Below are 14,676 nucleotides of genomic sequence, written 5' to 3' on the forward strand. Positions count from 1 at the left end.
GCCCTCGTTCTTGGAACGAGGGCGTTGACGTGTCAGCCGGTGACGCGGGTCAGGCGTCCACGGCTTCCACGGCTTCCACGGCTTCCACGGCTTCCACGGCGTCCATGACGGCCATCAGCAGGAAGCCGGAGGCCACGGTCGCGCCGATGATCGCCCCCACGTTGCCGACGATGCCGTCCTTGTGGGCGGTCAGTGGTTGCTCCATCTTCATGGCCTCCAGCACCAGCAGCAGATCGCCCTTGACGACGAGGTCGCCCTCGGCCACGGCCAGCTTCACGATGGTCGCCTGCATCGGGGCGTGTACGGCGTCGCCGGTGGCCGAGCTGACGGAGGGGGAGCCGCCGCGCCGACGGGGTGCCGGGCCGGCCGTGTTCTCGGAGGCGGCGCCGGGCAGCAGGCGAACCGGCAGACTGACCTCGATCCGTCGCCCCTCCACCTCGACGACGACGTTGTGGCGCTTAGCGGGGCTGGTCAGCACTTCCGGCGAGCCGTTCCACGGCTCGATGTCGTTGACGAACTCGGTTTCGATCCACCGGGTGAAGATCGTGAACGGCTCACCGTCGGCGGGGGCGAACGCGGGGTCGCGCACGATCCGGCGGTGGAACGGCAGCACGGTGGGGAGACCCGCGACCTCGAACTCGTCCAGGGCCCGGCGGGAACGCTCGAGCGCTTCCTCGCGGGTGGCGCCGGTGACGATGAGCTTTGCGAGAAGGGAGTCGAACGAACCCGAGATGACGTCGCCGGCCGTGACGCCGCTGTCCACGCGCACCCCGGGGCCCCCGGAGGGCTTGAAGACGTGCACGGGGCCGGGGGCCGGCATGAAGCCGCGGCCGGCATCCTCGCCGTTGATGCGGAACTCGAAGGAGTGTCCGATCGGCTCCGGGTCGGGGTAGTCGAGGCGACCGCCCTCGGCCAGGCGGAACTGCTCGCGCACCAGGTCGATTCCGGTCACTTCCTCGGACACGGGATGCTCGACCTGCAGCCGGGTGTTGACCTCCAGGAACGAGACGGTGCCGTCCTGGCCGATCAGGAACTCGCAGGTGCCGGCGCCCACGTAGCCGACCTCGGCGAGGATCGCCTTGGACGCGCGATACATCTCGTTACGCTGCGCGTCGGTCAGGAACGGCGCGGGGGCCTCCTCGACCAGCTTCTGGTGGCGGCGCTGCAGGGAACAGTCGCGGGTGGAGACGACGACGACCGTACCGGATGCGTCGGCGAGGCACTGGGTCTCGACGTGGCGCGGCTTGTCCAGGTACTTTTCGACGAAGCATTCGCCGCGACCGAACGCGGCAATGGCCTCGCGGGTGGCGGAGTCGAAGAGCTCGGGCACCTCCTCGCGGGTGCGGGCGACCTTGAGGCCGCGACCGCCGCCGCCGAAGGCCGCCTTGATCGCGACCGGCAGGCCGTGGAGGTCGACGAAATCGAGCACCTCCGCGGCATCCGCCACCGGGTTGAGGGTGCCGGGCGCCATCGGCGCATGCACCTTCTCGGCGACGTGCCGTGCGGAGACCTTGTCGCCGAGCTTCTCGATGGCGTCGGGGGAGGGGCCGATCCAAATCAGGCCGGCCCCGATCACGGCGCGGGCGAAGTCGGCGTTCTCGGCGAGGAACCCGTAGCCGGGGTGCACGGCATCGGCGCCGGACCGTCGGGCCACGGAGAGCAGCTTTTCGATGACGAGGTAGGTGTCGGCGCTCGTGGTTCCGTCGAGACCGTAGGCCTCGTCGGCCAGATGCGAATGCATCGAGTCGCGATCCTGGTCAGCGTAGACGGCAACCGAGGCAATGCCGCTGTCTTTTGCGGCTCGGATCACCCGGACGGCGATTTCGCCCCGGTTTGCGATGAGGACCTTCGTTATTGGGGGCACAGTGCCCTAGCTTATGGGGCAGAGCGACCGGGTTTTTGGTTCTCTCCCACAAAAAGAGGCCGGAGAAAGGTGCGGATGCCTACAAACAACCTCGAAAACCAGCAATCTGTCAGTTGTCGGTGCGGTTCCACAGGCTCGGCCACGCGTGCCCGAGACCGGTCACCAGCCGGCGCAGCGTCGGCAGCGAGAGCCCGACGACGGTGGACGGATCCCCGCTGATGTGGGTGATGAACGGCGCCCCGAGGCTGTCGATGGTGAAGGCCCCGGCCACGAGCAGAGGCTCGCCGGTGGCGATATAGGCGTCCAGCTCCGCATCCTCGATGTCGTCGGCGAAGGTGACGTCCGCGACGGCGACGGCGCCGACACCGCGCCCGGCCACGCCGGCCGAGTGGTCGATCAGCCAATGGCCCGAATACAGCTGCCCGGTTCGGCCGCGCTGCAGGTGCCAGCGTTCGCGCGCCTTCGCGGCGGTGTGCGGCTTGCCGTAGATGACGTCGTCGATCACGAAGACCGAGTCGCCGCCGAGCACGAGGCCTTCGGTGATGTCGCCGCTGTCGGTCAACACGCGGGACACGGCCTCCGCCTTGGCCCGCGCCAGCAGCTCCACGACCCGGTGGGGAGTCAGCGGTCCGCCGCCCGACCGGGCCGCGTCGGCGGCGACCACGTCCTCGTCGACGTCGGGCGCGACCGTGACGGGTTCGATCCCCGCGGTGCGCAGCAGCATCAGCCGGGCCGGAGACGTGGACGCCAGGTACAAGCGCATGGGTTTCCTTCGGTGGGGGTGCAAGCGGTGTGGGATCATCGAAGGATGGGCACCAGCAATGACATTCAGGCAGATTCGAACGGGCACTCCGCAGAAGTGAGCGCGGAACTCGAACTCGACGTCACCAACGTAGCCCACGGCGGCATCTTCATCGCCCGGCACGAGGGCCGCGTGGTCTTCGTGAGTGACACACTGCCGGGGGAGCGCGTGCGCGCCCGGCTGACCTCGGCCAGCCACAAAAGCTTCTGGCGGGCGGAGACCGTCGAAGTGCTCACCCCGGCACCGGAGCGTCAGCCGCACATTTGGGCCGCCGCCGCCCTCGACCGCGACCCCGTCGACCGCGCCGGCGGCGCCGAGTTCGGCCACATCGAGCTCGGTTTCCAGCGCGAGCTGAAGCGCCAGGTTTTGGCTGACGCCTTGAAACGGATGGCCGGCATCGAGTCCGAGGTCACGGTCGAGCCGGTCCCGGTCGGCCCCAACGCCTCGCCCGGCGACGCCGCCGACGGCACCGGCTGGCGCACCCGCGTGCGCCTGCACGTGGACGAGGACGGCTCTGTCGGCCCTTATGCCGCCCGCTCGCACCGGGTGATCCCGGTTGGCGACCTGCCGCTGGCCGACCGCCTACTCGAGGCGGCCGCGCCGCTGGACAAAATGTTTCCCGGCGCCGCATCCGTCGACATCGTCGCCCCGAGCCTGGGCACCGTGCAGATCCTGGTGGCGGAGCAGGACGACAAGGGCCGACGCCGGCACACCCCGAAAACGCTGATCCGCGAGGTTGTGGGCGAGCGCGAGTTCCGCCTCGACGCCGCTGGGTTCTGGCAGGTGCACACCAGCGCCGCCGAGACCCTCTACCGCGCGGTGCAGGACATCATCGACGCTGACGCCTTCGACCCCCGGGCCGCGAACCTGGACCTCTACGGCGGGGTCGGCCTGCTCGCCGCCGCCGTGGGCGACCGATTCGGCAGCACGGTGCGCATGACCAGCGTCGAGAGCGACCCGCAGGCCACGGACTTCGCGGCTGAGAACCTCGCCGAATGGGTGGGGGCCAGCGTGCAGACCTCCCGCGTCGACCGGTTCCTGAACGCGCTCGTGCGCGATTCGAGCGCCGCCGAGAGGGCTCGCCAGTCGGCCGCCACGGTGATCCTCGACCCGCCACGCTCCGGCGCCGGCAAGGAGGTCATCGACCTGCTCGGCGCCGTGGAACCGGCCCAGATCGTCTACGTGGCCTGTGACCCCGTCGCCCTGGCCCGCGACATCGCCCTCCTCGCCGGTCACGGGTACATCCTGCGCCGGCTGCGTGCCTTCGACCTGTTCCCCAATACCCACCATGTCGAAGCCGTCGCGCTCCTGTCCCGGTAGCTATCGTTGACCTGTACGACAACGTGAGGATGTAGGAACCGTGAACCAGCCAGCAACACCTCTCCCCTCGGCCCCGGGAATTCCTGGCGGCCTCGAACTCGGCCATCCCGTGCGGGTGGGCATCGCCGACGATCACGAGTCGGTGCGCCTGGGCATCAAGGCGGCCTGTGAGAACGTCGGCTACGAGGTCGTCTTCACCGCGCCCACCGTGCAGGAGCTCGTGGACGGCATCGACGGGCGCGCCGTGGACGTCATCGTGTTGGATCTGTCGCTGGGCGATGGATCCCGCGTCACCGACAATGTGCACCGTGCCCAGAGCACGGGCGCGTCGGTACTCGTGCACAGCATCGCCGACCGGGTCGCCCTGGTGCGCGAGGCGCTTGCCGCGGGCGCGGCCGGTGTCATCCCCAAATCGTCCCCCACCACCACGGTCATGGCGGCCGTCGCATCCGTGGCCCGCGGCGACGTTCTCAACAACCTCGAGTGGGCCACGGCCATCGACGCCGACCGCGACTTCGCCAAGGCCCAGCTCGGCCGGCGCGAACGTGACGTGCTGCACCTCTACGCGTCGGGGCTCCCACTCAAAATGGTGGCGATGCAGCTTGGCATCGCTCACTCGACCGCCCGTGAGTACCTCGACCGGATCCGGGTGAAATACGTGGAGGTCGGCCGTCCGGCACCCACCAAGGTGGACCTGCTCCGGCGCGCCGTCGAAGACGGAATCCTGCCGGGCCTCGACCCGGATGGCGGAGATGCCCGCGGGTAAGCCCGCGGGCTCCGGCCCTCTGGGCTCCACCGCGGCGCACTCGGACGCCGAGCTGCTCGATTCCGACCCGATCGTGGGGCCCAAACAGCCGCGCAACCCGATCAGCCGCACCCGGATCGAAGTCGTGGCCTCGCGTTCCGTCGCCGGCGTCGGCGTGGTCTTCGCCCTCCAGGCGATGCCGATCATGCTCGCGCAGGCCCCGGTGCGGGTGCCGGTGATGGGTTTGCTCGCGCCGCTGCTGCTCGGTCTGTCGCTGGCGGCGGTCGTGGTGGCCGCCGTGACCAAGGTCGGGGTGCGGGCATCCGCCGGAACCGTGGCGATGCTCTATCTGGCGGCGCTGCTGGCCTGGCCCATGCTGATGCGTGACCCCGCGGCCGTGCTCGACGGCAAACCGTGGCTCTGGTACATGTGCACCATCGCAACGGCCTGCGCCGCTCTGGCCTTCCCGGTGTTCTGGGCCGTCATCTACACGGTGGTCGTGCCGATCGTCTACGGCGTGGTGCGGTCGACACCGTCCGGCGGCAACGCCGATGTTCTTCTGTCGTCTCTGGACACGGTCTACGCGATAATCCTCGGCCAGGTCATCCTGATCATCATCTTCATGCTGCGGCAGACGGCCCTCGCGGTCGACAACGCGCAGACCAACGCGCTGCACCAGTATGGGAACGCCGTGCGGCAGCACGCGACGGAGGTCGAGCGCGTGCAGGTCGACTCGATCGTGCACGACAGCGTGCTGGCCACGTTCCTCGCCGCGGCCGCGGCCGGCAGCCCGAAGGCGGCCGAGCTGGCCTCCGGCATGGCCTCTGATGCCCTCACCCGGCTCAACGACGCCGCCATCGTGCCTGCCGGTGACGACAGCACGGTTGCCTTCAGCGAGCTCAGCGCGCAGATCCGTGCCGCCGCCGACCGGCTGCCGGTGCCGTTCACCGTCGACGAGTGCGAGATCGACGGGTTGCGCCTCCCGGTCCACGCGAGCGAGGCGATCCTCGCCGCGAGCGTGCAAGCCATGGTGAACAGCGTCCAGCATGCCGGCACGCCGAGCTTCGAGCCCGACCGCGCCCTCACGATGAGCGGGAACGCCCGGGGGGGCTGCACCATCACGATCGCCGACACCGGCGTGGGCTTCGACCCGGAGCTTGTGCCGGCGGAACGGCTCGGACTGCGCATCTCGATCCAGGACCGGGTGGCCAGCGCCGGCGGATCCGTGCGCGTGCGCGCCGGGGTGGGCCGCGGAACGACGATCACCATCGAATGGCCGCCGGCCCAGGAAGGACGTCCCGAGTGATCACCGTTCCGCGCGGACTCGTGCTCTCCCTGGCCGCAATGTTCTCCGCCTATCACATCGTGCTCGGCTTCTACTCGCTGGGCCAACCTCGCAGCCCGGTGCCGGCGATCCTGGCGCTGCTCGTCTACGGTGTGGCGACCGTGCTCAGCCTCTGGCCGACGAGCCCGATGCGGATGCCGGTGTGGCTGGCGTTCTTCAACGTCGCTGTTTGTGCGATGCTGCCGCTGCTCGTGGGGAGCCAGCTCGACGGCTCCGTCGACAATGGCTACGCCACCTGGAATGTCGCGGCCGTGGGCACCCTGATGACTATTACCGCCACCCGCCGGCGCCCAGGCCTGGCCTGGGTCGGCGCCGCGACGCTGGTCGTGCACACGATTTTCTGGGCCGGCCCGGCGGCCCTGGGCTCCATGGGCGTCATCGGCAGTGTGGTCTGGGTCGCGGTCGCGGTCATCCTGGCGCGGGCGCTGGCCAAGGCAGGCCGCGACGCCCGGCAGTACGCCCTGGCCGAGCAGGAGGCCACCGAGTGGCAGGCCGCCCAGGACGCGCACCTCTACGAGCGCCAGGTGCGGCTCGCCCAGACCATCCGGCTCGCGGCCCCGATGCTGCGCCGGATCATCGACCAGGGCGGGGTGCTGAACGACGAGCAGCGTCAGGAGTCCCGCTACCTGGAGGCGGCTGTGCGGGACGAGATCCGCGGACGGAAGCTGCTCAATGACGCCGTGCGTGACGCGATCATGGCCGCGCGTCGCCGCGGCGCCATCGTCACCCTGCTCGACGAGGGCAGTATCGACGACATCCGCGGCGCGGAGCTGGAATCGGTGCTCAACACTCTGGCGACCGCGATCGACTCCACCCTGGCGGACACGATCATCGCCCGCACCGCCGGCGACGGGTCCGCGACCGCGGTCACCGTGGTGGGTCTCAGCTCCGCAGACGCGAAGCTGAGCGCCCTCGGCCAGGAGTCACCGGAGCCTGAAGTGCACCTGTGGCTGGAGATCCCGCGCAACCCGGTCCTGACGTCCTCCGGCCCGGGCTAGCTGGTCAGCACGCGGAGCACCGTGCGCCGACGACGCACCAATTCGACGGAGATTTTCGTCCGAAACCACTTTTTCGGAGTGTTTGGGGCCGTTTCCCTCAAAATCTCCGTCGAATTCGTTCGAGACGGGGTTACACCCGGGCCACGCCGGGGCCACGCCGGCAAATGCGAAAGGGACCAACCGTGGTTGATCCCTTTCGACTTTCGTGCCAGGGCGACAACCCGAATGTCACCCTGACGCGCCCCCAAAACCCGACTGCTTACCCTAGTCGACGGACTTTAGTCGTGAACTCTTAAGAGCATCACCGAGCAGTACCAATACTGGTCGAACCGGTTCGGTAAAAAAAGTCGGCATTTAGGGGGACCGGGAGCCCCCGACGGTTGGGAACCGAAGGGTCAGGCCGAGAATCCGCGCCAGCGGCCTGCGCCGGGGGTCAGAGCCACCCGAACACTGCGCTGGCTGCGCTGCCACGCGCTCTGGCCGCGCACCGGCGTCTGGCGCAGGTTGTCGCCCTCCTCGCGCACCAGGCCGTGCAGCACGGCCGACACGGCGGCCGCCTCGGTGGGGGAGACGCCGCGGGTCAGGAAACGCAGCCCGGGCACCGGGGGAACCTCGGGCGACGCAGACTCGGTCTCCTCGGCTGAGCTCGGGGCGCTCGGGACGCTCGGGTCATTCGTAACATTCGATGAATCGGTCATAGCACCCGCCTACAGCGGAATGTTCCCGTGCTTCTTGGGCGGCAGACTCGCTCGCTTGGTGCGCAGGGCGCGCAGGGCCTTGGTCACCGCGACGCGGGTCGTGGCCGGCTCGATGATGCCGTCCAGTTCGCCGCGCTCGGCCGCCAGGAACGGACTCGCCACGTTGTAGGTGTACTCGTTGGCCAGCCGGGTGCGCACGGCGGCAACATCCTCCTCGGCTGCTTCGGCCTTCTTGATCTCGGCACGGTACAGGATGTTCACGGCGCCTTGGCCGCCCATCACGGCGATCTCCGCGGTCGGCCATGCCAGGTTGATGTCCGCGCCGAGCTGCTTGGAGCCCATCACGATGTACGCGCCGCCGTAGGCCTTGCGCAGGATGACGGTGACCAGAGGCACGGTCGCCTCCGCATAGGCGTAGAGCAGCTTGGCGCCGCGGCGGATGATTCCGGTCCACTCCTGGTCGGTGCCGGGAAGGAAGCCCGGCACGTCGACCAGGGTGAGGATCGGAATCGAGAACGCGTCGCAGAAACGCACGAACCGGGCGGCCTTCTCGCCGGCCGGAATGTTGAGCGTGCCGGCCATGGCGTTGGGCTGGTTGGCGACGATGCCGATCGAGCGTCCCTCGACGCGGGCGAAGCCGACGACGATGTTCGGGGCGAACAACGGCTGCGTCTCGAGGAAGTCGCCGTGGTCGACGATGTGCTCGATCACGGTCTTCACGTCGTAAGGCTGGTGCGCGGAATCGGGGATGATCGTGTTCAAGCCCCGGTCGCTATCCGTCGTCTCGAGCTCGATGTCGCTGTCGAAGACGGGCAGGTCGGCCAGGTTGTTGTCCGGCAGGAAGCTGAGCAGGGTGCGGGCGTAGTCGAGGGCGTCGGGCTCGTCGCTGGCCAGGTAGTGCGCCACACCGGAGATCGTGTTGTGCGTGAGCGCGCCGCCGAGCTCTTCCATGCCGACGTCTTCGCCCGTGACGGTCTTGATCACGTCGGGGCCGGTGACGAACATCTGGCTGGTCTTGTCGACCATGATCACGAAGTCGGTCAGGGCAGGGGAGTAGACGGCGCCGCCGGCGGCGGGGCCGCAGATGATCGAGATCTGCGGGATGACGCCGGACGCGGCCGTGTTCCGGCGGAAAATCTCGCCGTACTTGCCGAGGGCGACGACGCCCTCCTGGATGCGCGCTCCGCCGGAGTCGAGGATGCCGATGATGGGCACCCCGGTCTTGAGGGCAAGGTCCATCACCTTGATGATCTTCTCGCCGGCAACCTCGCCGAGCGAGCCGCCGAAGATGGTGAAGTCCTGCGAGTAGACGCAGACCTGGCGGCCGTGGATGGTGCCGGTGCCCGTGACGACCGCGTCGCCGTAGGGCCGCTTCTTCTCCATGCCGAATGCGTGCGTGCGGTGCCGCACGAACTCGTCGATCTCGACGAAGGAGCCCTGGTCGAGCAGCAGGTTGATGCGTTCCCGCGCGGTCATCTTGCCTTTGGCGTGCTGTTTCTCGATCGCGGCCTCGCCGCTGGCGGTCACGGCTTCGTGATAGCGCAGCTTGAGGTCGGCGAGCTTTCCAGCCGTCGTGTACAGGTCGGGGCCCGCAAGGGGCGAGTTCTCAGTCACGCGGTTCACTCTACCGGCCAGCCCCTGCTCCCGATCGTTGACGATTGTCTACAAAAACCGGCCGGTTTGCTGGTCGGGTGCGTCTGCCTTCCCGTGGCCAACTCCTGAGGATTGGCGGATTCGGGCCGGAATTGTGCCATTTGCGCTCGTATTCGCCAGAATTACAGGAGTTAGCCACAGGGAGAGAGAACCAGATGGAGTTTCCGCTCAGCCGCGAGGTCGTGCCGCGTTTCGAGTACCTGCCCGAGACCGGGTCGACGAACGACGTGCTCGTCGCCCACGCTGCGGGCGAGGATGTCGCAGCCTGGCCCGACCTGTCGACGGTCGTCACCGACAACCAGACCCGCGGTCGCGGCCGACTGGGTCGCACCTGGCTCGCCCCCACCGGAAAGTCGCTCGCCATCTCGGTGCTGCTCCGCCCGAGGGCCTCGGCCGCCCCGCTCCCGATCGACCACTTCGGCTGGTTCCCCCTGCTCGCCGGAGCCGCGATGACCCGGGCCGTGCGCGCGGTCGTCGAGGCGAGCCTGGCAGCCCGGGTGGACGAACCCGGCGAGGAGGCGCCCCGGCACGAGGTCACCCTGAAATGGCCCAACGACGTGCTGATCGACGGTTACAAGGTGTCGGGCATCCTCTCGGAGCTGCTGCCCGGCGCGCAGGGGCTGGTTATCGGCGCCGGCCTGAACGTGTCCCTCGACGAACACGACCTGCCCACGCTCACCTCGACGTCGCTGCTGCTGGTGACCGGTTCGGCCCCCGACCCGGATGCCGTGCTCGCCCGCTACCTCACCGAACTGCGGCAGCTCACCCGGGCCTTCCTCGACGCGGAGGGCGACCCGGTCCAAAGCGGGCTGCTGCACGCGGTGACCGAAGTGTGCGGCACACTCGGTGGGGTCGTGCGGGTGGAACTTCCCGGTGGCACCGACCTGGTCGGCACCGCGATTGCTCTCGACCGGAGCGGCCGGCTCATCGTCGAAGACCAGACGAACGGTGAACTACAGGCTGTCGCCGCCGGGGATGTCACCCACCTGCGGTATTAATAGATTATGACAAAGACAGCGGGCTTCGGGGCGGCCGAGGTGCTTCCCCCGGCCGAGTCGGTCGTGGCCGGGCTCCGGCCGCACGCCCGAATCCTGTTCTGGCCCACCCTGGCACTGCTGGCCATTGCCGCGGCGACCGGGTACTTCTACGGTTCTCTGCCGGAGCCGTGGCAGAATATCGCGCTGCTGGCAGCCGCGGCCGCCCTCGTGCTGCTGCTCTGGCTGCTGCCGCTGGCGTCGTGGCTGAACAACCGCTACACGATCACCACCCGGCGCATCATCTTCCGCCACGGATTCTTCGTGCGCACCCGCCAGGAATTGCTGCACAGCCGCGGCTACGACGTGACGGTGCGCCAGAACTGGCTGCAGTCGCTGGCCCACTCGGGTGACGTTCTGATCAGCGCCGGGCTGGAGCATCCGCTCGTCTTGAAAGACGTGCCCAACGCCGCCCTGGTGCAACAGGTGTTGCACGACCTGATGGAGTCCTCGCGTACCTTGATGGGCTTGCGCCGCCTGGAACAGTCAGCACTCGCCGACGAGACCGCGAACTGGGGCTCCCGCTAGGCAGCCAGCGCCCGCTTCGAGTCGGCCGTCGCCGCGCGCCGCGGGGAGAACACCCAGTGCCGGTAGAGCACGAAACGGAAGGCCGAGCCCAGCCCCAGCCCGACCACGTTCGACGAGATGTTGTCGGCGAGCAGGCTGGTGTAGCCGAGCCCGTAGCGGCTGACCCAGAGGCAGGCGAGGCCGATGGCCATGCCGACGAGACTGACCGCGAAGAACTCGGCCGCCTCGCGCAGCGTGCGCGACTGCCGGTTGGCCCCGAAGGTCCAGAAGCGGTTGCCGATCCAGTTCACAATGATGGCCAGCGTGGTCGACACGACCTTGGCATAGATCGGTCCGGACTCCACCACGGCGGGGTCGAAAACCGTGGTGCGCAGCAAGTTGAAGACAGTGAAGTCCACGACGAAACCGACGAGGCCGACAGCCCCGAACTTGCCGAGTTGGTGGACGAAGGCCAGAAGCCGTGCTGATCGGCGCTGTGTACTCGGCATGCATCCCTCCGAATGATGGGCAAAGATAGAAGTCGAGAACCCGAGTCTACGGCGAGGTCCAGCCTGCAGCCTGAGAGAACCCGTACCGGAGAATGACCGGTACCAAGGAATTGGTGGAGCGATGAACACGACTGTGGGCGTTATCGGCGGCGGCCAGTTGGCCAGGATGATGATTCCGGCGGCCGTCAACCTGGGTATCCGGATCCGGGTGCTGGCCGAGAACGAGGGCATGTCGGCCGACCTGGCTGCGGTGCAGGTGGGCGACTACCGCGACCGAGACGTGGTGCTGGCCTTCGCCGACACCGTCGACGTCGTCACGTTCGACCACGAGCACGTGCCGCAGGGGATCCTGCGCGAGCTCGTGGCCAGGGGCGTGGCCGTGCACCCGGGCCCCGACGCGCTGCTCTTCGCCCAGGACAAGCTGTTGATGCGTCAGCGCCTGAGCGAGCTGGGTCTGCCCGTGCCCGACTGGGCGCGGGTCGAGAACGCCGCCGAGTTGGGCGTGTTCCTGGCCGCCCACAACAGTCGCGCGGTCGTCAAGACGGCCCGCGGCGGCTACGACGGCAAGGGCGTTCGGCTGGTCACCCACGAGCACGAGGTCGACGACTGGTTCGCCGCGCTCGCCGAAGACGGCAACGACGGCGCCCTCCTGGTGGAGGAGCTGGTCGAGTTCCGTCGCGAGCTCGCCCAGTTGGTCGCGCGACGCCCGTCCGGCCAGATCGCGCTCTGGCCCGTGGTGGAGACCGTACAGCAGGGCGGCGTCTGCGCCGAGGTCATCGCGCCCGCACCCCAGTCCGAGGGCAGGCTGGCCCGGGCCGCCGCCGACATCGCCGTGCGCATCGCCGAGGGCATCGGCGCCACCGGCATGCTGGCCGTCGAACTGTTCGAGACGATGGATGAGCGCATCCTGGTCAACGAGTTGGCGATGCGCCCACACAACAGCGGCCACTGGTCGATCGAGGGGTCGACGACGAGCCAGTTCGAGCAGCACCTGCGCGCCGTGCTCGACCTTCCCCTCGGGGCGACCGACGTCAGGGACCCGTGGACGGTCATGGTCAACATCCTCGGCGGGCCGGCGTCGGAGCCCCTGTCCGCGCGCTACCCGGCCGCGTTCGAGGCCTACCCGGCCGCCAAGGTGCACACCTACGGCAAGGACCCCCGGCCGGGGCGCAAGGTCGGCCACGTGACCGTCGGTGGGGACGATTTGGACCTCGTCGCGTACCAGGCGCGGGCCGCAGCGGCAGTTTTTCAGGACTGACCAAATAGGATCGATTGCGTGACAGACAACCCTGAGCTCGAGACCGCCCCGCGCGAGACCGCCCTGGTGCCGCTGGTCGGCGTCGTGATGGGCTCCGATTCCGACTGGCCGGTGATGAGCGACGCGGCGCAACTCCTGCGCGACTTCGACGTTCCCTTCGAGGTGCAGGTCGTTTCCGCGCACCGCACCCCGGAGAAGATGATCGCCTACGGCCAGAGCGCCCATGCGCGCGGCATCCGGGTGATCATCGCCGGCGCCGGCGGCGCCGCCCACCTGCCCGGCATGCTCGCGGCCGTGACCACCCTGCCGGTGGTGGGCGTGCCCGTTCCGCAGGGTCGGCTCGACGGCCTGGACTCGCTCCTGTCGATCGTGCAGATGCCGGCCGGGGTGCCCGTGGCCACCGTCTCCATCGGCGGAGCACGCAACGCCGGCCTGCTCGCCGTCAAGGTCCTCGCCATCGCCGACGACTCCCTGTGGGTCAAGCTGCTCGGCTATCGGGAGATGCTCGCCGCACAAGTCGAGCAGAAGAACCTGGACCTCCAAGCAAAACTATGATCAGTGCACGCACGTCGATCCGGCATCCGGATCTCGGGTCCGCCCCGATCATGACCAAACGGGCCTGGTGGCTCGTCGTACTCAATTTCGTGCTGCCCGGCTCCGCGCAGGTGCTGGCCGGCAACCGTCGGCTCGGCCGGTTCGGCCTCGGCATGACGCTCACGCTGCTCGCCCTCGCGGTGGTCGTGGGGGTCGTCTACACTCTCTGGCCTGCCGTCGCTCTGACCGTGTTCACCAACTCGATCGGCCTGTGGGCGGCCGCCCTGCTGCTGGCCTTCTCCGGTGTGGTCTGGCTGATCCTGTCCCTGGACACCCTGCGCCTCGTGCGGCTCGTGCGTGCCACCCCCAAGGCCCGCCCGATCATCGCCGGGCTCGCGACGGTACTGATGGTGGGCGTGGTCGGCACGGCCGGGTACGGCGCGTACGTGGCCACGACGGCCAGCGGGTTCCTCTCCTCGGTCTTCGTGGCAGGCCCGACGGAGCCGCCCTCCGACGGCCGCTATAACATCCTGCTGCTCGGCGGCGACGCCGGCCCCGACCGTGAGGGTCTACGCCCCGACAGCATCTCCGTGGTCAGCATCGATGCGGAGACCGGCCAGGCCAGCATGATCGGCTTGCCGCGCAACCTGGAGGACGTGCCGTTCTCTGCGGGGCCACTCGCCGACCTGTACCCGGAAGGGTACGGATCGATCGACGGCTGTGAGGTCTCCGCGTGCATGCTGAACTCGATCTACACCGAGGTGGAGGTGAAGAGCCCGGAGATGTACCCGGATGCTGTCGGCAGCGGCAGCGAACCGGGCATCGAAGGCATGCGCGACGCGGCCCAGGGCGTGACCGGGCTGACGATCCAGTACTACGTATTGATCGACATGCAGGGATTCTCCGACCTCGTCGACGCGCTCGGCGGAGTCGACATCAACGTCGACCACCGTGTCCCCGTGCATACCGACGAGACCTTCACCGAGGTTGCCTTCTGGTTCGAGCCCGGCAGGCAGCACATGGACGGGTACCACGCCCTCTGGTACGCACGCTCACGCCATGACACGAGCGACTACGACCGGATGGTGCGGCAGCGGCAGGTGCAGGAGGCGATCCTGCAGCAGGCGAGCCCCGCCAACGTGCTGACGAAGTTCCAGGCGGTTGCATCGGCCGGCAGCCAGGTCGTGAAGACCGACATCCCTCAGGGCATGCTCGGCTATTTCACGCACCTGGCGTCGAAGACGAAGGCGCTGCCGATCCAGTCCGTCGAGTTGGTGCCGGAAAACGACGTCGACCCGGAGGATCCCGATTACGACGTCATCCGCAGCCTGATCGAAGCCGCCCTGATTCCGCCGCCCACGGCGGAGCCGGCTCCGTAGGGTCGGTTGGGTCCGGGTTCGGTCGAACGG

General features: G+C 68.7%; 14 protein-coding genes. 9 read left to right on the plus strand and 5 right to left on the minus strand.

Features of this window, described 5'->3' with window-relative positions:
• Nucleotides 1-49: 49 nt before the first annotated feature.
• Both CXY81_RS07245 and CXY81_RS07250 read right to left on the minus strand, forming a co-directional pair.
• On the minus strand, nt 50-1,864 hold the full coding sequence (locus CXY81_RS07245) for a biotin carboxylase N-terminal domain-containing protein (RefSeq protein WP_104194427.1): 1,815 nt from the start codon (nt 1,862-1,864) through the stop codon (nt 50-52).
• A 109-nt stretch (nt 1,865-1,973) separates the two neighbouring features.
• The gene (locus CXY81_RS07250) at nt 1,974-2,627 is read right to left on the minus strand and encodes a nucleoside triphosphate pyrophosphatase (RefSeq protein ID WP_104194428.1); all 654 of its coding nucleotides are present in this window, start codon (nt 2,625-2,627) and stop codon (nt 1,974-1,976) included.
• A gap of 45 nt (nt 2,628-2,672) precedes the next feature.
• Here CXY81_RS07250 and CXY81_RS07255 point away from each other — a divergent pair, with 45 nt between their 5' ends.
• The 4 genes from CXY81_RS07255 (at nt 2,673) to CXY81_RS07270 (ending at nt 7,074) form a co-directional block, all read left to right on the plus strand.
• Nucleotides 2,673-3,986, plus strand: coding sequence for a class I SAM-dependent RNA methyltransferase (locus CXY81_RS07255; protein ID WP_104194429.1), 1,314 nt, complete (start codon nt 2,673-2,675; stop codon nt 3,984-3,986).
• A gap of 79 nt (nt 3,987-4,065) precedes the next feature.
• Nucleotides 4,066-4,752: a response regulator transcription factor gene (locus CXY81_RS07260; protein WP_104194459.1), complete on the plus strand. Its 687-nt coding sequence runs from the start codon at nt 4,066-4,068 to the stop codon at nt 4,750-4,752.
• On the plus strand, nt 4,739-6,037 hold the full coding sequence (locus CXY81_RS07265; protein WP_146067644.1) for a sensor histidine kinase: 1,299 nt from the start codon (nt 4,739-4,741) through the stop codon (nt 6,035-6,037). Before CXY81_RS07260 ends, CXY81_RS07265 begins: the two co-directional genes overlap by 14 nt.
• A complete protein-coding gene (locus tag CXY81_RS07270) occupies nt 6,034-7,074 on the plus strand; it encodes a hypothetical protein (RefSeq protein WP_104171382.1) in 1,041 nt (346 codons plus the stop codon). The genes CXY81_RS07265 and CXY81_RS07270 overlap by 4 nt, the downstream gene beginning before the upstream one ends.
• A 395-nt stretch (nt 7,075-7,469) precedes the next feature.
• On the opposite strand, the gene CXY81_RS07275 is transcribed toward CXY81_RS07270, so the two are convergent.
• Together CXY81_RS07275 and CXY81_RS07280 are read right to left on the minus strand one after the other, a co-directional pair.
• On the minus strand, nt 7,470-7,772 hold the full coding sequence (locus CXY81_RS07275) for an acyl-CoA carboxylase epsilon subunit (RefSeq protein ID WP_233194038.1): 303 nt from the start codon (nt 7,770-7,772) through the stop codon (nt 7,470-7,472).
• 9 nt (nt 7,773-7,781) lie between these two features.
• Nucleotides 7,782-9,395: an acyl-CoA carboxylase subunit beta gene (locus CXY81_RS07280; RefSeq protein ID WP_369828354.1), complete on the minus strand. Its 1,614-nt coding sequence runs from the start codon at nt 9,393-9,395 to the stop codon at nt 7,782-7,784.
• Between the two features lie 185 nt (nt 9,396-9,580).
• On the opposite strand from CXY81_RS07280, the gene CXY81_RS07285 reads away from it, so the two are divergent.
• Both CXY81_RS07285 and CXY81_RS07290 read left to right on the plus strand, forming a co-directional pair.
• The gene (locus CXY81_RS07285; protein ID WP_104194430.1) at nt 9,581-10,423 is read left to right on the plus strand and encodes a biotin--[acetyl-CoA-carboxylase] ligase; all 843 of its coding nucleotides are present in this window, start codon (nt 9,581-9,583) and stop codon (nt 10,421-10,423) included.
• A gap of 6 nt (nt 10,424-10,429) precedes the next feature.
• A complete protein-coding gene (locus CXY81_RS07290; protein WP_233194039.1) occupies nt 10,430-10,987 on the plus strand; it encodes a PH domain-containing protein in 558 nt (185 codons plus the stop codon).
• On the opposite strand, the gene CXY81_RS07295 is transcribed toward CXY81_RS07290, so the two are convergent.
• Entirely contained in the window at nt 10,984-11,475 is a 492-nt protein-coding gene (locus tag CXY81_RS07295) for a GtrA family protein (protein WP_104194431.1), read from the minus strand. The two genes, CXY81_RS07290 and CXY81_RS07295, sit on opposite strands and share 4 nt — an antisense overlap.
• 121 nt (nt 11,476-11,596) lie before the next feature.
• On the opposite strand from CXY81_RS07295, the gene CXY81_RS07300 reads away from it, so the two are divergent.
• The 3 genes from CXY81_RS07300 (at nt 11,597) to CXY81_RS07310 (ending at nt 14,646) form a co-directional block, all read left to right on the plus strand.
• Complete coding sequence (locus tag CXY81_RS07300) at nt 11,597-12,733, plus strand: 5-(carboxyamino)imidazole ribonucleotide synthase (protein WP_104194432.1); 1,137 nt, start codon at nt 11,597-11,599, stop codon at nt 12,731-12,733.
• An 87-nt stretch (nt 12,734-12,820) separates the two neighbouring features.
• Nucleotides 12,821-13,288: a 5-(carboxyamino)imidazole ribonucleotide mutase gene (gene purE / locus CXY81_RS07305; protein ID WP_104194461.1), complete on the plus strand. Its 468-nt coding sequence runs from the start codon at nt 12,821-12,823 to the stop codon at nt 13,286-13,288.
• Nucleotides 13,288-14,646, plus strand: coding sequence for an LCP family protein (locus CXY81_RS07310; protein ID WP_369828355.1), 1,359 nt, complete (start codon nt 13,288-13,290; stop codon nt 14,644-14,646). The genes purE and CXY81_RS07310 overlap by 1 nt, the downstream gene beginning before the upstream one ends.
• Nucleotides 14,647-14,676 lie beyond the last annotated feature (30 nt).

Origin of the sequence: Cryobacterium sp. M25 (assembly GCF_002929635.1) — a bacterium.
Classification (GTDB): Bacteria; Actinomycetota; Actinomycetes; order Actinomycetales; family Microbacteriaceae; genus Cryobacterium; species Cryobacterium sandaracinum.